This is a genomic window from Mycolicibacterium llatzerense (assembly GCF_025331195.1).
GTDB classification, from domain to species: Bacteria; Actinomycetota; Actinomycetes; order Mycobacteriales; family Mycobacteriaceae; genus Mycobacterium; species Mycobacterium llatzerense.
This window is the reverse complement of sequence record NZ_LXOV01000017.1, coordinates 398,373-415,250: the sequence shown is the minus strand read 5'-3', so window position 1 is coordinate 415,250 and position 16,878 is coordinate 398,373. Positions and strand designations below refer to the sequence as shown.

The window sequence follows — 16,878 nt, the reverse complement described above, 5'->3', positions numbered from 1 at the left end:
CGCGGTCCGTGTGCGGGCAGTGAGGAACTCCCAACTTAATGGGTGTTACTCTCGGATTTGGTCTTCGCTCTCCGGCGCTTGTCCGTGTCGCTCTGACCTGGAATAAGTTACGGCAGGGCTAACAGCGAGTCAAATCGCCAGGTCAGCGGGCCGTTTCCCCTGGTCACAGGGGGTGATTCCCACTGGTCAGGCCCGTAACCCGCCGAACCCCCGCGATGTGGCGCTTGCCACGCCGCAACACCAGCCAGCGATCACCCAGAAAATCCGTCGGCTGTGGTACCCACTCGTCGCTTTCCACGCGTGCGTTGTTGACGTAAACGCCGCCCTCGGCGACCGTCCGGCGCGCTTCCCCACGACTCTTGGACAGTCCCGTCGCCACCAACAGGTCGGTGATCCCGTCCGGACCACCGGGCGCCAGCTCCGCGACCTGGCCATTACTGGCTTCGGTCAGCGCCGCGGCCAGCGTCGATGCGTCGAGATCCCGCAGTTCGGCACGGCCGAACAGCGCCTGACTGGCCAGTTCGACGGCGTCGGTCGCGGCCTGGCCGTGCACCAAAGTGGTCAATTCCCGAGCCAGCCGGCGTTGAGCAGCCCGTTCGTGGGGACGCTCCGCCGTGGCGGTCGCCAGTTCGCCGAGTTCGTCGGCGGACAGGAAGGTGAACCAGCGCAGATAACCGACGACATCCGCGTCAGCCGCGTTCACGAAGTACTGGTACCAGGCATATGGGCTGGTCAGCTCGGGGTCGAGCCACAAATTGCCGCCACCGGTCGACTTGCCGAACTTCTTGCCGTCAGCCGAGGTGACCAGCGGAACCGTCAGCGCATGTGCCGTCGCACCCAGCTTCTGACGCACCAGGCGGACGCCCGCGATGATGTTTCCCCACTGGTCGGAGCCACCGATCTGCAGGCTGCAGCCGTGCTTCTTGTGCAGCTCGACGAAGTCATTGGCCTGCAGGAGCATGTAGCTGAACTCGGTGTACGAGATGCCGTCACCTTCGAGTCGCCGCTTGATGGTGTCCCGGTCGAGCATGACGTTGACCGAGAAGTGTTTGCCCAGGTCACGCAGGAATTCGATGGCCGACATCGGACCCGTCCAAGACAGGTTGTTCTCGACGATCGCGCCGTTGCCGGAGTCGTTGAACTCGACGAATCGCTCGAGCTGGCCGCGAATGCGTTCAGACCAGTCGGCGACGGTGTCGGCGGTGTTCATGGTCCGCTCCCCGTTGTCCCGGGGATCGCCGATCATGCCGGTCGCACCACCGGCCAGCACGATGGGACGATGCCCGGCCTGCTGGAATCGCCGCAGTGTGAGCAGGGGAACCAGGTGTCCGGCGTGCAGGCTGGGCGCGGTCGGATCGAAGCCGGCATACAGAGTGAGCGGCCCATCCGTGGTCGCGGCGGCAAGCGCTTCGCGGTCGGTCGATTGCGCGATCAGTCCGCGCCAGTCCAGTTCATCGAGGATGCCAGTACTCACGACGTCGATCTTCCCCTATCGCAGGTCAGCGGCTGCCATCAGTCACTATCCCCCGGCGCGGCCGCCCGGGGACTGCGCCGGTAGGCCGAAACCTCCGGAGTGTCCGCCAGCCAGAATCGCCACGGCCGGTCGGCGGCCTGGCTGACGCCGACTCGCGGCCCGGCACTCCCCTCCTGCAGTGCGTGCAGTTCCAGCCGGACCGGGGATCGTCGATCCATCAGGTCAATACCGTTGTCCGACAAGGTGATTCCCAGCGCCTCGCACAGATTGCCGGGTCCGCGGGCGATCGCCGCCGGCGTAACGCCGGCGCGTCGGCGACCTTGGGCGGCACCACAGCCGTCGATGACGCGGGCCGCACGCAGCAACACCGCACCCGCCACCCCGTCGGTGCAGCAGACGACATTGGCGCACACGTGAATTCCGTGACTGCGGTAGGTGTACAGCCGGCCGGCCGGTCCGAACATCACCGCACTTCGAGGTGTCGGGCCGCGGAACGAGTGTGCTGCCGCATCCGGCCAGGGCCCCGACGGCGGGCCGCCGTAGGCCTCGACCTCCACCACCGTGGCGACCACGTCGCGGCCGTACAGCGTGGCCCCGAGCAGGCGCCGGGCCGCGGTGACCGGGTCGACGGCGAGTTGCGCGGCGCTCATGGCCCGTCATTCTGCCCGCTCGAAGACTCGCCGTTGACATGTCCACGCCGCGAGCGGATTATTCATCCTATGATGAGTTCATCGAGTGATGAATTAATGGATCATGCCCCTGACGTCGCGATTCGAGTCGACAGCCTGACCGTCGTCCGCGGTAAGCGACGCGCGATCGACGAAGTGTCCCTGCAGGTGCGGCGCGGCAGCATCACCGGACTGCTCGGCCCTTCGGGCTGCGGCAAGACCACCCTGATGCGCTCCATCGTGGGTACCCAGATCATCACGAAGGGCACCGTCACCGTGCTCGGGAAACCCGGCGGATCAGCGGAGCTGCGTCGCCGCGTCGGCTACGTGACGCAGGAGCCGACGGTCTACAACGACCTGCGCGTCATCGACAACGTGCGCTATTTCGCCGCATTGACAGGCTCCGGCAAGACCGCGGCCGACGACGCCATCGCCGCCGTCGGGCTGCAGGATCACCGAACCGCGCTCTGCGGCAACCTATCTGGCGGCCAGCGGACCCGGGCGTCGCTGGCGTGTGCGCTGGTATCCAAACCTGACCTGCTGGTGCTCGACGAACCGACCGTCGGGCTGGACCCGGTGCTGCGCGTCGACCTGTGGGAACAATTCGACCGGCTGGCCCGCGGCGGCACCACCCTGCTGGTGTCCAGCCATGTGATGGACGAGGCCGACCACTGCGGGGAACTGTTGCTGATGCGCGAAGGCCGCCTGCTCGAGCACACCACGCCCACCCATCTACGAGAGGACACCGGATGTTCATCGCTGGAGGAAGCGTTTCTGACCATCATCAGGCGCAGCACCGCGGCCAAAGCCGGCTGACGTTGCAGCCCTATCTGGCCACCACTGCCCGCATCCTGCGTCAGCTCGCCGCCGACCACCGCAGCATGGCGATGATCCTGGTGGTGCCGAGCGCCGTCATCACGCTGATGTACTTCATGTTCGAGGATCTGCCGCACCGGCCTGGCACGCTGTCGCCGTTCAACAACGCCTGCCTGATCCTGCTGGGCGTCTTCCCGTTGATCGTGATGTTCCTGATCACCTCGATAACCATGCAGCGCGAACGGGTTTCGGGCACGTTGGAACGAATCCTGACCACTCCCCTGCGCCGGCTGGATCTGCTGGCCGCCTACGGATCGGCGTTCTCCGTGGCCGCGGCCGCGCAGGCGACGCTGGCCTGCCTGGTGTCGTTCTGGTTCCTCGGGTTCGACACCGCGGGCAGCCCCGCGCTGGTGTTCCTGATCGCGATCATCAACGCCGTGCTCGGCGTCGGACTCGGCCTGTTGTGCAGTGCGTTCGCGCGCACCGAGTTCCAGGCCGTGCAGTTCATGCCGGTCGTGATCGTGCCGCAATTGTTGTTGTGCGGCATCATCGTTCCGCGTGAGATGCTGCCCGACTGGTTGCGGTGGATCAGTGACGCGCTGCCCGCGACCTACGCGCTGGAAGCGCTCCGCGAGGTGGCCGACCACGCCGAGATCACCAGCACCACGGTGCGGGACATCGTCATCGTGATCGTGTTCGCGGTCGTCACCCTGTGCCTGGCCGCCGCGACCCTGCGCCGCCGGACCCCATGACCGCGACGCAGCCGCGGCCCCGCCGCAAGCCCCCCGGCCGTCCGACCGGACCATCGGACACCAAGGAGACGATCCTCGCCTGTGCGCGGGAGCTGTTCGCCCGCAACGGATTCAACAACACCTCGGTGCGGGCGATCGCCGCCGCCGCGGGCGTCGACGCGGCGCTGGTGCATCACTATTTCGGGACCAAGCAGCAGCTCTTCGCAGCCGCGGTACACATTCCCGTCGACCCGCAAATGGTGCTGGGACCGCTGCGGAACACCCCCATCGAGGAACTCGGGCACACCCTGCCGGCACTGCTGCTCCCGATCTGGGACTCCGAACTCGGCGTCGGATTCATCGCGGCGCTGCGCTCGATGCTGGCCGGCGACGACGTCAATCTGATCCGAATCTTCCTGGAAGACGTCATCACCACCGAAGTCGGTGCGCGCGTTGACAATCCACCCGGCACCGGACGAACCCGGGTGCAGTTCGTCGCGTCCCAGCTGATCGGCGTGGTGATGGCCCGCTACATCCTGGAACTGGAGCCGTTCAAATCGCTGCCGGTGCAACAGATCGTGGAAACGATCGGCCCCAACCTGCAGCGCTATCTCACCGGCGACCTGCCGGGCTGAGCTACCGCTGGGCGGCGTCGATCAGTCGCTGGTGCTCGGCGTCGTCGGTGATGTCGACCGCCTCGTCGATGAGCAGCACCGGTACCCCGGCGTCGATCCGGTACGCCCGACGCAACCGCGGGTTGTACAGGAATTCGTCCCCGACCAGCAGCAACTCACCGCGGTCTTGCGGGCACACCAAAATCGCGCGCAACGCTTCGTCGATCATCGTGCGCTAGCCACCCAACGGAATCTGCGAGCCGCCGGTGCCCGGCACCAGACCGGGCGGCAGGCCGCCCGGGCCACCGATGACGATGGGGTTCTGCGGCTTCGCGCCGGCAGCACGGGCCTGATTGCGCTTCTGGAACTTCACGGTGTCCTGCAGCGCGTGGATCAGCGGCACCTGGTTGGGACGATCGTCAAGGGCCGCCTGGATATCGGCGAGGTTGCCCCTAGATGGACCGAAGCCCTGGGCGCGCAGCTTGAGTGCGGTGTGCAGCAGCTTCGAGAGGTCGCCGCCACTGGCACCGATGTCGTACTCGGCGTCGAGGTCGTCGAGGACATCGGCGTGCGCCGCGGCAGGAGTGATCATCATGCCGGCAGCCACCGCTCCCGCCAGAATCGCGCCGGCAACACCGTGCCGGCGACGGCTGGTGTGTGACGTCATGCGTCCTCCATTCGATATGACCAAGCGCAGCCTAACAGCGCTGACCGGCACCGGCAGGCTGTCACGACAGACTGCCGTCCCCGGTCAGCTCCGCGTGAGCGGCCGACGTGAACTGCACGAACGAGTCGGTGTCAACGTCGAACTGCCACGCGTTGTCCGACGACTCGGGCACGCCCGCGGCACGCAACTCAGCGAGAACCGGGCGATATGACGCGTTCAGCGTCATCTCCGGCACCACGTGGATGAGGTCCGGCACCACGCCGACCGGCAGCTCGAGGAGCGCCTCACGGAGGTCGGCGGCCAGCACGCTGCCGCCCGGACGCAGGCTCAACGCCGTGACCGCCAGGTCACGATCTCCGACCGGCACGCGGTAGGTGACGGCGATGTCGACCGCGTCGAGGCGGCCCAGCGCATTGCCGACCTCCTTGCCGAACACCGGGCCGCGTGGGGTGCGGATGACCGAGCGGCGGTTGTCGACCATCCAGTAGTCGCCGTCGTCGTCCCGGCGGAACAGGAACTCGGTGGACACCCAGGTGTCGCCCGGCGCGAAGACGCCGCGCTTGACCGACGCCGTCGGGTCGACCGGGCCGCGCGGCTTGGCCAACAGCACGCCCACCTCGTTGGGCTCGGCGATCGCCACGAAACCCTCATCGCCCTCGAGGATCAGGTCGTCGTCGACGTCGTAGGCAGCCAGCGCGATCTGGCCGCCGCCCGGCAGCGGACGGCCCTCGCTGCCGATCTTGAGGCCCGACACATTGGCCAGCACGGCCTGACCGTCGGTGGTGGTGAAGAACTCCAGAACGTGCGCGGGCTGGAACGCCTCTTCGACACGGCGCCACAACCCGGCCGGCATACCCGAGCCGATGAACAAGCGCACCGGGTGAGTGCCGTTGAGTACGAACGACGGATCGTCGATGACGTCACGCAGCATCGCCCAGGTGTACGACACCACGGTGACGCCGTACTGCCGCAGTTCGTGCACGAAGCGGTCGGGCCGCAGGCCTCGGGACAGCGCGATACGCGCACCGCCGACAACCGCGCCGCCGAGCGACACGAGCAGGCCCGACTGGTGGTGCAGCGGGGTCAGGCAGTAGACGGTGTCGCCGCGGCCCAGGTTGGCCGCCGAGGCGGTGCCGAAAGCCGAGAGCGCCCAACGGAAGTTGGTGATCTGCCGGGCCACCAGCTCGCCGCCGACGTTGGCGAACGCGACGTACGCCAGGTCCTGCGCGTAGCCCGGGTTGGGCCGGTACCAACCGGGCAGCTCGACGACGTCGGGGTTGATCTTCTCCATGTCAATGATGAAGTCGGCATCGCCGTTTTCGTCCAGATGCAGGTCGCGGTTCTCGCCGCCACCGAGCACCAGCACGCGGGTGCGCAACCGGCGGGCGGCGTCGAGATTGGCCGGGTCCGAGATGATGTCGGTGACGCCGCCGAGGCGGGCCGCCACGGCCAGGTCGGCGTCGGGCGGCATCAGCACTGCCACCGCGCCGAGGCGCGACAACGCCGCGATGGCGACCAGCGCACTGGGCCGGGTTTCCATCAGGACGCCGACCCGAACACCCTGCCGGACACCGACTTCGATCAGTCCGCGGACGACGTTGTTGATGCGGCGATCCACCGCCTCGTAGGTGTGCACGCGACCGTCGAACAGCAGGAATTCACCGTCCGGCGCGCCCTCGGCCTGCTCACAGATGATGCGGCCCAACGAGATTCGCGTGTGGTCGTTGATCTGACCCAATCGGGCCAGACGAGGCAGGGTGCGGACCGTCTCGATGGCCAGCGCCCGCGTGGACTTGCCCGCCGACACCACGGCGTCGGCCGCGGTGCTGGCCAGGGTGAAGGCCATCTCGGTGGCCGCCGCGGCACCGTGCGCGACACGAGTCGCCAGCGGCACCGACTCGCGCGGCAATTCGGACTGCAACGGCATCGGCACCACGTCGGCCGGCATCGGTCCACCGGCATCGAGCCATTTGACCCACGCCGCCACGGTCGGCCAGCTCTGACTGGCCGCCTTGGAACCCACCACGAGCCCGAAATGCCCGACGCGGATGAGGTATTCGTAGACGTCGGCGTCCTGGGCGGCCCGCTTGATGCCGCGCACCGCGGCGGGCTGACCGATGTCGTCGACCTCACCGACCACGGCCAGCACCGGGCAGGTGATGTCGGCCAGCGTGACCAGGTTGCCGTGGATGGCGAAACCACCGGTCATCATGCGGTTGTGCGCGATGAACTGCTTGAGCAGCTCGGCGATCGCCGGCCCGGACCAGGCGATCCAGCCGTCGCTGGCCAGGAAGCGGCGCTGTTGTTCACGCGGCAGCAGGGCCTCGCGGTCGTGCAGCTGGCGCAGGAAGTCCAGGCGTGATTGCGCGGTCTTGATCGGGTCCAGCATCTGGAAACCGTTGCGCGCCAACCAACCCGGGATGTTGAGGCGGCTGAAGACATGGTCGGCCATGAAGTCGGCGACGTTGGTCGCGAGGCCGGCCGGCATGTTCATCGGCAGTGCGGCCAGGGTGTCCACCGGCGAGCCGAAGGCCACGATGCTGGCCAGGTCGCGGGACTGCCGGTAGGCAGCGGTCTGGTAGGCGAACATGCCGCCCTGCGAATAGCCGGCCAGGTGCACGTCCTTGCCGGTGGTGGCCTTGACGGTGTCGATGGCCGCACTGAGCCCCACCACGTGATCGGCCAGGTTGCGGTCCATGCCGCCCTCGACCTGATCGGGTGAGCCGAAGTCGATGACCCACGGATCGAGTCCGGCGGCATGCAGGATGCCGACGGCACCGTCGTCGCGCGTCACATCCCACATGTCCGCGGACATCATCATCGGGTGCACCATCAGCACCGGCGAGCCCGCCGCGGCGGCACCCGGGCGGGTGTCCGGCGGGAAGTAGCGCCGCAGCCGGTACATCGGCACGCTCTCGACGATCTGGAACGGCGATGGCACGGCGCCGGTCTCCAGCCCGCCGTAGCGAAGCACTTCCAACCCGTTCTGGGCGGTAGCCACCAACCGCTCCACTGGAGCGGTGATCGCTGAAAAGTCCACCACCGGGCACTCCCTTTTGGTCAAATAAGTACAAATCCGCTGATTACGTCGCCATCATGGCACAACGCGCTGGTTACCTGGCGGTTGTGGCCTTGCTGTTGCGGTGAGTGCGGACGCCGCTGCGCACCCCATATGATCGGCGCCTGATGGCGCATCTACTGGGGGCCGAAGCCCTGCATCTCGAGTTTCCGACCCGTGTGGTTTTCGATTCGCTGACGGTCGGGATCGAGGAGGGCGACCGGATCGGCATCGTCGGCCGCAACGGCGACGGCAAATCCAGTCTGCTGGCGATGCTGGGCGGCCGGCTGAAGCCCGACTCCGGCCGGGTGACGGTGCGCGGCGGCGTCCGCATCGGGATGCTCGACCAGGCCGACACCCTCGACCACACCGACACCGTCGGGCACGCCGTCGTCGGCGACGTCCCCGAGCACGAATGGGCCGGCGATCCCCGCGGCCGCGACGTCATCGCCGGACTACTGGGCGACCTCGACTGGAACGCGGTGATCGGCACGCTGTCCGGTGGCCAGCGCCGCCGCGTCGCGTTGGCCCAGCTGCTCGCCGGCGACCACGACGTCCTCATCCTCGACGAGCCGACCAACCACCTCGACGTCGAGGCGATCACCTGGCTTGCCGCACACCTGAAGAAGCGGTGGAGCGCCAACGCCGGTGGCTTGCTGGTGGTCACCCACGACCGGTGGTTCCTCGACGAGATCTGTACCGCCACCTGGGAGGTGCACGACCGCATCGTCGAACCGTTCGAGGGTGGCTACGCGGCGTACATCCTGCAGCGCGTGGAGCGCGACCGGCAGGCGGCCGCCAGTGAGGCACGGCGGCAAAACCTGGCCCGCAAGGAACTCGCGTGGCTGCGCCGCGGTGCGCCGGCACGGACGTCGAAGCCGAAATTCCGCATCGACGCGGCCAACGCCCTGATCGCCGACGTCCCCGAGATCCGCGACAAGGTGGCGCTGCAGTCGCTGGCCGTGACCCGTCTGGGCAAGCAGGTCGTCGACATTCTGGACGCGTCGGTGACCTACTGCGAGCGGGAGGTGCTGCAGGACGTCGAGTGGCGGATCGCCCCCGGCGAGCGCACCGGCATCCTCGGTGTCAACGGTGCCGGCAAATCGACGCTGCTCGGACTGATCGACGGTTCGGTCGAGCCGACCGGCGGCCGGGTCAAGCACGGCAAGACGGTGCAGATCGCCACCCTGACCCAGGGTGTGGAGAAGTTGGCCGAGCATCTCGACGAGCCCGTGCGGGTGGTGCTGAGCCGGCTGGCCACCACCTACGAATTCGGATCCGGTTCCAAGGCAACCGAACTCACCCCGAGCCAGCTGCTGGAACGTCTCGGCTTCGCCAGCGCCCAGCTGTCCACGCCGGTCAAGGATCTGTCCGGTGGGCAACAGCGCCGGCTGCAACTGCTGCTGATCCTGTTGGAACAGCCCAACGTGCTGATCCTCGACGAGCCGACCAACGACCTGGACACCGACATGCTGGCCGCCATGGAGGATCTGCTGGATTCCTGGCCCGGCACGCTGATCGTGGTCAGCCACGACCGGTACTTCCTGGAGCGCGTCACCGATCAACAATTCGGCATCCTCGGCGGCCGGCTGCGGCACCTGCCCGGCGGCGTCGATGAGTACCTGCGGCTGCGCGCTTCGCACGCGGCCCAAACCGGTACCGCCGCAGCCAAACCAGTCGCTGTGGTCTCCGAAGGTCTATCGGGTGCGGAGCTCCGCGCCGCGCAGAAGGAGATCACGGCGATCGAGCGGCGACTGGAGAAGCTCGCCGGCCAGATCGACACCGCGCACCAGCGGTTCGCCGAGCACGATCAGGGCGATTACGAAGGGCTGCAACGTCTTACCAGCTCGCTGCGGGAGCTCGAAGGCGAAGTGACCGAGCTGGAGGAACGCTGGATGGAGCTGTCCGAAGAGGTCAGTAGCTGAACGTGGTGGCCGGCTCGTCGCCGATCCACTGCCACAGGGGGATGGTGCCGCCGAGGTCGGCATTGGCCACTACCCTTTCCGCCTCAAGCCCTTTGGCGTTGAAGCAGATCGGGCAGATCAGGAACTTGCCGCCGGCGGCTTCGTAGCGGGCCATCAGGTCCGGCAGCGGCGGGCAGCCGTCGCACGCGACGCCGAGCGCGAACCCGGGTTGGGCGAGCCGCACCGCTTCCTTGGTCAGGAACATCATCGTGGGGTGGCCCTGTTCGGCCGCGCCGACAGCCACCAGCAGCGCGATGGTCACCTTCTCGGCGTCTTCCAATCCGGTGGTGAGGCTGATTGCCACTTTCGAGCTCATGAGCGGGTCTCCTTCTGTTCGGGCTGAAATCCTGAGCACAGCAAGTCGATTGAATGGATACGGTCGTCGGCGGCGGCGAACATGCGCTGTTCGACGAGCCTGACGACGCTCGGATCCCCGGGCGGTGACGTGCGGACGCGCCAGCTCAACGCGACGCGGTCCCCGACGCGGCCAACGGAGGCGTCGACCAGTTCGAAGTTGTCGGCGCCGAACCAGTGCCGGAACCGGCCGACGGTGTCGTCGACTCCGGTCACGTCGACGAGGCCGGGAGGGATCAGGGCGCGGAAATGTACGTCGGGATCAAGGCATTCGGCCAGCGAGACGAAATCCTGGCCGGCGAACGCCTCCAGGAAGGCGCCGGCCACTGCCCATCCCGTGTCGGTGTCATTGCTCATGTATCGGTTCTACGGCCCCGGCCCGACCGGCACATCGGGTGAATGCCCGATCTATTCGGCGGCGTTGACCAGCCCGTGGCGCATCGCGAACATCGCGGCGGCGCCGCGGGTCGACACCCCGATCTTGGTGTAGATGTGTTCGACGTGCGTGCCGACAGTTCGTGGCGTGATCGAAAGATGTTGGGCGATCTGCCGATTCGACCGGCCCCGGACGAAGAGCTCGAGTACCTCGAGCTCGCGGCCCGTCAGCCCGGCGACCATTTTGGGCCGACGCGTGATGCGGCACCCAGCCGCCGTCAGCACTGCACCGACTGCCGCGCCGTCCAGCCGCCCGGCGGTGACCTCAGCGTGCATGGCCGCAGTGCGGTCGTCGTCGGAGGACGCGACCCGGTGTGGACGATCCTCGCCGAGGGCCTGATAGACCGCGGCGGCGGCCAGCAGCCGGGCGGTCGCGGGAATGGCCGTGCCGGTCAAGCCGCGCGGGTAGCCGCTGCCGTCCATCCGTTCGTAACTCCCGGCGGCGACCGCGCCGATCTCGCACAGCCGCGGCTGGCGGCACAGCACCCGTTCGGTGAGATACGGGACGGTGCGGACGCGTTCACGTTCGGCAATGGTCAAGGGACCCGGCTTGTTCCAGATGCCGGTCGATACGCCGATAGCTCCGATCCGGTGCACCAGCGCCGCGCGCTCGGCGAGGGCGATGTCGTCATCACTGAGTCCAGCAGTTCTTGCCGCGGCCGCGGTGAGTTCCGCGACCCGGCGCGAGTAACCCAGGAACCAGGGCGATTTCAGGTCGGCGTAGTCGGCGAAGACGCGGAGCACGGCGGTCAAGTCAGCATCGGGGATGGTGCCATCCAGCGCCGTGCAGCCGTGGATCACCGAGCCCCAAGCGTCCACCGTGTCCAGTCCCCCGAAGATCTCGTCGGCGCGGCTGCAACACAGGTCGACCAACTCCGGGTCGAATTCGGTTTCCCGTCGGCTGCGCAGCATCTCCAGCGCGGCCTCGACGCCACCAGCGCGGTGGTGCACCTCGGCGTCGTCGGCGATATGCACGACGCGCATCACCGGTTCGATCTCCGTGCCCCGCGCCCGTCCCGGCACGCCCTTGCCATCCCAGCGCTCGAAGGCGTCCAGCAGGGCCGCCCGGACCTCGGGAGGCAGGTTGAGCCGGTCGGCGATGTCGCTGGCCGTCTGGCAGTGGCTGACAAAGAGTTTCGGCATATCAGCGACGCCCTGGGCCAGGAAGCGCCCGACCATGGTGATGCGTTGCAGCGCCGGTTGGCCTTGTGCGAGGTGCCCGAGCAGAAACCGCGCCATGCCGGGTCCGACCTTGTCGACCTGGTAGCTGTCGGCGCGCATCTGGAGGTCGTCGCCGAACCAGTAGGCCAGCTCGTGTGAGTCGGCGACACATCCCATCCAGGCCAGCAGCGATACGTAGAAGGCGGCGGCCTGATGCTCGGGCGCCATTCCCGCGGCAGCAGCCAGCCGCGTCGCGATGACCGTCTGCCGCAGCACATGTTCCTGCGGCTGCCCCAGGCCCAGATCGGTGGCCAGGGAGAGCGAGGCAATCAGCTCAGCCAGCCGCACGTCGGGCGTCTGGGTACCGGCCATCCGGTCAGCGTAGGCGCCGGCCCGCGTCAGGATCCGGATTCGGCCTGACTGGAGTGGTCCGCGGGGATCTCGTGGCCGACCAGTTCCCTGGCGATGGTCGCCTTCCTCAGCAGGAACCTGCCTTCGTCCAACTTCTTTCGGCGCAGCCACCCGGTGACCTCGGCATTGCACTTGCTCGCATTGCAGGACCGGCAGGCCGGCACCACATTGTCGAGCGTGTACCGCCCGCCGCGAGAGATGGGCTGCACGCAGTCTTTCTGCAGGTCAGCGTCCTGCGCCTCGCAGTAGGCGCAGCCACCCCAAACCTGTTGCAGGACAGCCCATTGCTGTGCTGTCAGGTCGTGGTCGACCTTCGCCATCCGACGCTTGCGACGTCTGGCGTACACCGCGGCGCGGCTGCGAGTTGGCACCGCCCGAGCCTACGGCCGCAGGCGGGCTCAGCCGTGCAGGCGGGCCCGCAAACGATCGGCGGTGTCGCGCACGGTAACGAGTTGCTCAGCGACCCGGAGTGGGCGCTGGGTAGGTCGGCATGGGTCGCAATGGTGTGAACGTCGGCACCTGGATCTTGCCGGGCGACAGCGGACCCGGCTGATACTCGAACTCGACGCCCGCCGCGCGCTGTCCACACCAAAGCACCAGCGAGACACAACCGGCGAGAAACAGCGCTGCCAAGAGGAAGCCCAGCCACCGCAGGCCCCGACCGGCCAGCGCGACGACGTATTCCGCGCACCGAACCCCGAATACGATCGGCAGAATCATCAGGGCGAACCACAGTGCGCCGGGCTGCGCCGCCAATCGGTAGCACGCCCAGCCCACGCCGATCGGCAGCCCCAAGCCGAGCAACCACACCAACCAGTAGCCGGACTGCTCATCCAGATGGTTACCCAGATTCACGTCGCGGTCGCTGCGCAATCGGCCGATGGTCACCAGCACGTGTGCAAGTCCCGCAACCAGGCACGCGACGATCAGCGTGTAGTACCCCAGGCGGACTCCGGCCGGGCTCCATCCGACAATGAGCAGCACCGGCGCCATAGAGGCGATGATTGCGGCGAAGGCGGCCAAACCGATGCCGGCCAACGCAATTGGGCCGCGCCGCAACCGTCGGACCAGGTAGCCACGGGGCAGCTGCTTGCGCACCCGGTGGAACACCCGAATCCAATGAACGATCAGCGGGGCCATCAGCACCGGCGCCAGATGGCGTAACACCGCCGGAGACACCCACGCCGACAACAGGATCACGGCCAACGCGTAGACCCACACACCACTGGCCAACCGCGCGATGGTGCCCCACACGGTCTGAGCCAGGGTGTGCCGTGCTACGTCATGGGTGGGGTCTTCGACCAGCACCGAGGACAACCCCTCCACGCGCTCGCCGGTGAAAGTCCGGGCTGACGCTGCCTCGGTTTGCAGGTCGGTGTTGGTCGGATCCAGTTCCAGCCCAGCTGCGATGAACTGTGCGAAACGGCCATCACCACATCGCCGCGCCACGCGTGCCGCGGCCAAAAACAGCTCAGGGTCATGGGATTCGAGTTCCAATGCGTGATCCATTGCCGCCACCGCTGCGCGCCGATCCGACGCCTGCGACAGACACGTCGCCAGCAGCATGTGCACGTCGGCGTCATGGGGGCTCGCCGCCACGGCCCGACGCGCGAACCTGACCGCATCGTTGGATTTGTTGACCGTGAGGTGCACCCGCGCCAAGACCTGCAACGCGAACAGCGATGTCCCGTGGTGAGCCAGCACCGACTCTGCAGCGGTGCGCGCACGCTCCAGATCCCCGGTGTTGTACGCAGCGACCGCGAACGCTTCGAGCAGCGGGCCGTCATGTGGGTGCTCGGCAAGAGCGGACGACAGCAGGTCAGCCGCGGCGTGCCACCGGCCGACGCCGGAGAGCAGTCCGGCCCGCTGAACCACCGCCTCGGCGTCCACCGACACCTACCCCAGGTGCGTGCGCAGTCGCGCCGCCTCATCCCGAACAATGGTGAGCTGCTCGGCGACCCGAGCGGGTGATGTGCCGCCGCGAGCGTCGCGCGACTCAACCGAACCGGCGATGGTCAGCACGTCCCGCACCTCGGCGGTGAGTCCCGGATGGATGCCCGCGAGCTCGTCGGCGGCGAGCTCTTCGAGCCCGACTCCCCTGGCCTCGGCGGCCTTGACCGCTGCGCCGGCCGCCTCGTGCGCCACCCGGAACGGAATGCCCTGGCGCACCATCCATTCCGCGATGTCGGTGGCCAATGTGTAACCCAGCGGTGCGAGCGCGGCCATCCGGTCGGTATCGAAGGTGAGGGTGCCGACCAGTCCGGCCATCGCGGGCAGCAGCAGTTCGAGCTGGGCGACAGAGTCGAAGACCGGCTCCTTGTCCTCCTGCAGATCCCGGTTGTAGGCCAGCGGCTGCGCCTTGAGGGTGGCCAGCAGACCGGCCAGGTTGCCGATGAGGCGGCCGGACTTGCCGCGGGCCAGTTCGGCGATGTCGGGGTTCTTCTTCTGCGGCATGATCGAGCTGCCCGTCGACCAGGAGTCGTGTAGCCGGACGTAGCCGAATTCCGTTGTGCTCCAGAGGATGATGTCCTCGGACAGCCGGGACAGATCCACGGCGATCATGGCGAACACGAAGGCGGCCTCGGCGGCGAAATCACGCGAGGACGTGGCGTCGATCGAGTTGTCGGCCGCGGAGGCGAAGCCGAGGTCCGCGGCGATGGCGTCAGGGCTCAGGCCGAGCGAGCTACCGGCGAGCGCGCCAGATCCGTAGGGCGACACCGCCACCCGCTTGTCCAGATCGAGCAACCGGTCGGCATCGCGCAGCAGCGGGTGCGCATGCGCGAGCAGGTGGTGGGCCAGGAGCACAGGTTGCGCCGACTGCAGGTGCGTCTTGCCGGGCATGATTGCCGTCGGGTGCGCCTCGGCCTGGCCGGCCAGCGCGGCGGCCACGTCCAGCACGCCGTTGCCGATGACCTTGATGGCGTCGCGCAGCCACATCCGGAACAGCGTGGCCACCTGGTCGTTGCGGGACCGGCCGGCGCGCAGCCGGCCGCCCAGGTCGTCGCCGACGCGGTCGATCAGCCCGCGCTCCAGCGCGCCATGCACGTCCTCGTCGGTCGCGAGCGGCCCGAAGGTGCCGTCGGCGACGTCGTTGCCCAGGCTGTCCAGCCCGGCCAACAGGCCGTCGCGCTGCTCATCGGTCAGCAACCCGGCGTTGTGGAGCACACGGGCGTGCGCCTTGGACGCCGTGACGTCATATGGCGCCAGTGCCCAGTCGAAGTGGGTCGACTTGCTCAGTGCGGCAAGCGCTTCGGACGGGCCGGAAGCGAACCGTCCGCCCCACAGCGAACCTTCGTTGGTTCCACCGGTGCTCATGTGGCCTACAGACCCAGATCGCGCTTGGCGGAGATCTTGGAGCTCAGGCCGTGCAGCTGGACGAAGCCCTTGGCCGAGCTCTGGTCGAAGCTGTCGCCCTCGTCGTAGGTGGCGAGGTTGAAGTCGTACAGCGACTCGTTCGAGCGGCGGCCGTTGACCGAGATGTGCCCACCGTGCAGGACCAGGCGGATGTCGCCGGAGACGTGCTGCTGGGTGTGCTCGACGAACGCCTCGAGCGAGGCCTTCAGCGGGCTGTACCAGAGACCGTCGTAGGTCAGCTCGCCCCACTTGCGGTCGACGCCGCGCTTGTAACGGCCGAGCTCGCGCTCCAGGCAGACGTGCTCGAGCTCGGTGTGCGCGGTGATCAGCACCATGGCGCCCGGGGCCTCGTAGATCTCGCGGGACTTGATGCCGACGAGGCGGTCCTCGACGACGTCGAGTCGCCCGACGCCCTGCGCACCGGCGCGGGTGTTGAGCTCCTGGATGATCTGCAGCACGCTCAGCGGGCGGCCGTCGATGGCGACGGGGCGACCCTTGTCGAAGCTGATGATCAGCTCGTCAGGGGTGTTGAAGTGGACCGTCGGGTCCTCGGTGTAGTCGTAGACGTCCTTGGTCGGCGCGTTCCACAGGTCCTCGAGGAAGCCGGTCTCGACGGCGCGGCCCCAGACGTTCTGGTCGATGGAGAACGGCGACTTCTTGGTGACGTTGATCGGGATGTCGTTCTCCTGCGCGAAGGCGATGGCCTTCTCGCGGGTCCAGGCGTAGTCGCGGACCGGGGCGATGACCTCGAGCTCGGGCGCCAGGGTGTTGAAGCCGACCTCGAACCGGACCTGGTCGTTGCCCTTGCCGGTGCAGCCGTGCGCGACGACGGTGCCGCCGTGGCTGCGGGCGGCCTCGACGAGGTGCTTGACGATCAGCGGCCGCGAGATGGCCGAGACCAGCGGGTACCGGTCCATGTAGAGCGCGTTGGCCTTGATGGTGGGCAGGCAGTACTCGTCGGCGAACTCGTCGCGGGCGTCGACGACGACGGCCTCGACGGCGCCGCAGTCGATGGCACGCTGCCGGACGACCTCCATGTCCTCCCCGCCCTGGCCCAGGTCGATGGCCACGGCGACGACCTCTTTGCCGGTCTCCTTGCCGATCCAGCTGATCGCGACCGAGGTGTCCAGGCCACCGGAATACGCCAGGATGACGCGCTCGGACATGTGTC

16 protein-coding genes are annotated in these 16,878 nt (G+C 67.8%); 4 read left to right on the top strand and 12 right to left on the bottom strand.

The window, feature by feature from the left end; all coding sequences use genetic code 11:
* Window positions 1–163 precede the first annotated feature (163 nt).
* The gene (gene tyrS, locus A7G45_RS29610) at window positions 164–1,474 is read right to left on the bottom strand and encodes a tyrosine--tRNA ligase (RefSeq protein ID WP_260942213.1); all 1,311 of its coding nucleotides are present in this window, start codon (window positions 1,472–1,474) and stop codon (window positions 164–166) included.
* Between the two features lie 38 nt (window positions 1,475–1,512).
* Window positions 1,513–2,124 (bottom strand): DNA-3-methyladenine glycosylase, encoded by a 612-nt coding sequence (locus tag A7G45_RS29605; protein ID WP_260942212.1) that lies wholly within the window; start codon window positions 2,122–2,124, stop codon window positions 1,513–1,515.
* 69 nt (window positions 2,125–2,193) lie between these two features.
* On the opposite strand from A7G45_RS29605, the gene A7G45_RS29600 reads away from it, so the two are divergent.
* From A7G45_RS29600 to A7G45_RS29590, 3 genes are read left to right on the top strand one after another with little or no spacing between them, the layout of a single operon-like run.
* Window positions 2,194–2,958 (top strand): ABC transporter ATP-binding protein, encoded by a 765-nt coding sequence (locus A7G45_RS29600; RefSeq protein WP_260942210.1) that lies wholly within the window; start codon window positions 2,194–2,196, stop codon window positions 2,956–2,958.
* Complete coding sequence (locus A7G45_RS29595) at window positions 2,892–3,710, top strand: ABC transporter permease (RefSeq protein ID WP_260942208.1); 819 nt, start codon at window positions 2,892–2,894, stop codon at window positions 3,708–3,710. Before A7G45_RS29600 ends, A7G45_RS29595 begins: the two co-directional genes overlap by 67 nt.
* Complete coding sequence (locus A7G45_RS29590) at window positions 3,707–4,324, top strand: TetR/AcrR family transcriptional regulator (protein WP_260942206.1); 618 nt, start codon at window positions 3,707–3,709, stop codon at window positions 4,322–4,324. The genes A7G45_RS29595 and A7G45_RS29590 overlap by 4 nt, the downstream gene beginning before the upstream one ends.
* A gap of 1 nt (window position 4,325) precedes the next feature.
* Here A7G45_RS29590 and A7G45_RS29585 read toward each other — a convergent pair whose 3' ends face one another.
* The 3 genes from A7G45_RS29585 to A7G45_RS29575 all read right to left on the bottom strand — a co-directional run bounded on the left by A7G45_RS29585 (window position 4,326) and on the right by A7G45_RS29575 (window position 8,013).
* Complete coding sequence (locus A7G45_RS29585; protein ID WP_043986897.1) at window positions 4,326–4,532, bottom strand: Trm112 family protein; 207 nt, start codon at window positions 4,530–4,532, stop codon at window positions 4,326–4,328.
* A gap of 6 nt (window positions 4,533–4,538) precedes the next feature.
* Window positions 4,539–4,970, bottom strand: a complete 432-nt coding sequence (locus A7G45_RS29580) for a hypothetical protein (protein ID WP_043399360.1) — start codon at window positions 4,968–4,970, stop codon at window positions 4,539–4,541.
* A 61-nt stretch (window positions 4,971–5,031) separates the two neighbouring features.
* Window positions 5,032–8,013: an acyl-CoA synthetase gene (locus A7G45_RS29575; protein ID WP_260942204.1), complete on the bottom strand. Its 2,982-nt coding sequence runs from the start codon at window positions 8,011–8,013 to the stop codon at window positions 5,032–5,034.
* Window positions 8,014–8,156: 143 nt separating this feature from the next.
* Here A7G45_RS29575 and A7G45_RS29570 point away from each other — a divergent pair, with 143 nt between their 5' ends.
* Window positions 8,157–9,953: an ABC-F family ATP-binding cassette domain-containing protein gene (locus A7G45_RS29570; protein ID WP_260942203.1), complete on the top strand. Its 1,797-nt coding sequence runs from the start codon at window positions 8,157–8,159 to the stop codon at window positions 9,951–9,953.
* Here the strand turns inward: A7G45_RS29570 and A7G45_RS29565 are convergent.
* The 7 genes from A7G45_RS29565 to A7G45_RS29535 all read right to left on the bottom strand — a co-directional run bounded on the left by A7G45_RS29565 (window position 9,943) and on the right by A7G45_RS29535 (window position 16,873).
* Entirely contained in the window at window positions 9,943–10,308 is a 366-nt protein-coding gene (locus A7G45_RS29565) for a DsrE family protein (protein ID WP_043399369.1), read from the bottom strand. The genes A7G45_RS29570 and A7G45_RS29565 overlap by 11 nt on opposite strands.
* On the bottom strand, window positions 10,305–10,703 hold the full coding sequence (locus A7G45_RS29560; RefSeq protein WP_260942201.1) for a nuclear transport factor 2 family protein: 399 nt from the start codon (window positions 10,701–10,703) through the stop codon (window positions 10,305–10,307). Before A7G45_RS29560 ends, A7G45_RS29565 begins: the two co-directional genes overlap by 4 nt.
* A 51-nt stretch (window positions 10,704–10,754) precedes the next feature.
* A complete protein-coding gene (locus tag A7G45_RS29555) occupies window positions 10,755–12,314 on the bottom strand; it encodes an HD domain-containing phosphohydrolase (protein ID WP_260942199.1) in 1,560 nt (519 codons plus the stop codon).
* A gap of 26 nt (window positions 12,315–12,340) precedes the next feature.
* Window positions 12,341–12,673 carry an HNH endonuclease gene (locus A7G45_RS29550; protein ID WP_276555850.1) on the bottom strand — a complete coding sequence of 111 codons (333 nt, stop codon included), beginning with the start codon at window positions 12,671–12,673 and terminating at the stop codon, window positions 12,341–12,343.
* A gap of 136 nt (window positions 12,674–12,809) precedes the next feature.
* Window positions 12,810–14,243 (bottom strand): tetratricopeptide repeat protein, encoded by a 1,434-nt coding sequence (locus A7G45_RS29545; protein ID WP_260942195.1) that lies wholly within the window; start codon window positions 14,241–14,243, stop codon window positions 12,810–12,812.
* A gap of 6 nt (window positions 14,244–14,249) precedes the next feature.
* The gene (gene argH / locus A7G45_RS29540) at window positions 14,250–15,668 is read right to left on the bottom strand and encodes an argininosuccinate lyase (protein ID WP_071288266.1); all 1,419 of its coding nucleotides are present in this window, start codon (window positions 15,666–15,668) and stop codon (window positions 14,250–14,252) included.
* A gap of 5 nt (window positions 15,669–15,673) precedes the next feature.
* Entirely contained in the window at window positions 15,674–16,873 is a 1,200-nt protein-coding gene (locus A7G45_RS29535; protein ID WP_043986887.1) for an argininosuccinate synthase, read from the bottom strand.
* Between the last annotated feature and the right edge of the window lie 5 nt (window positions 16,874–16,878).

Bases quoted from the DNA above. Each gene is read 5' to 3' on its own strand.
- A7G45_RS29590 (WP_260942206.1), top strand. From the start codon at position 3,707: ATGACCGCGACGCAGCCGCGGCCCCGCCGCAAGCCCCCCGGCCGTCCG.
- A7G45_RS29605 (WP_260942212.1), bottom strand. From the start codon at position 2,124: ATGAGCGCCGCGCAACTCGCCGTCGACCCGGTCACCGCGGCCCGGCGC.
- A7G45_RS29570 (WP_260942203.1), top strand. From the start codon at position 8,157: ATGGCGCATCTACTGGGGGCCGAAGCCCTGCATCTCGAGTTTCCGACC.
- A7G45_RS29580 (WP_043399360.1), bottom strand. From the start codon at position 4,970: ATGACGTCACACACCAGCCGTCGCCGGCACGGTGTTGCCGGCGCGATT.
- A7G45_RS29600 (WP_260942210.1), top strand. From the start codon at position 2,194: ATGATGAGTTCATCGAGTGATGAATTAATGGATCATGCCCCTGACGTC.
- A7G45_RS29585 (WP_043986897.1), bottom strand. From the start codon at position 4,532: ATGATCGACGAAGCGTTGCGCGCGATTTTGGTGTGCCCGCAAGACCGC.
- A7G45_RS29595 (WP_260942208.1), top strand. From the start codon at position 2,892: ATGTTCATCGCTGGAGGAAGCGTTTCTGACCATCATCAGGCGCAGCAC.
- A7G45_RS29565 (WP_043399369.1), bottom strand. From the start codon at position 10,308: ATGAGCTCGAAAGTGGCAATCAGCCTCACCACCGGATTGGAAGACGCC.
- A7G45_RS29550 (WP_276555850.1), bottom strand. From the start codon at position 12,673: ATGGCGAAGGTCGACCACGACCTGACAGCACAGCAATGGGCTGTCCTG.
- A7G45_RS29555 (WP_260942199.1), bottom strand. From the start codon at position 12,314: ATGGCCGGTACCCAGACGCCCGACGTGCGGCTGGCTGAGCTGATTGCC.
- A7G45_RS29535 (WP_043986887.1), bottom strand. From the start codon at position 16,873: ATGTCCGAGCGCGTCATCCTGGCGTATTCCGGTGGCCTGGACACCTCG.
- argH (WP_071288266.1), bottom strand. From the start codon at position 15,668: ATGAGCACCGGTGGAACCAACGAAGGTTCGCTGTGGGGCGGACGGTTC.
- A7G45_RS29560 (WP_260942201.1), bottom strand. From the start codon at position 10,703: ATGAGCAATGACACCGACACGGGATGGGCAGTGGCCGGCGCCTTCCTG.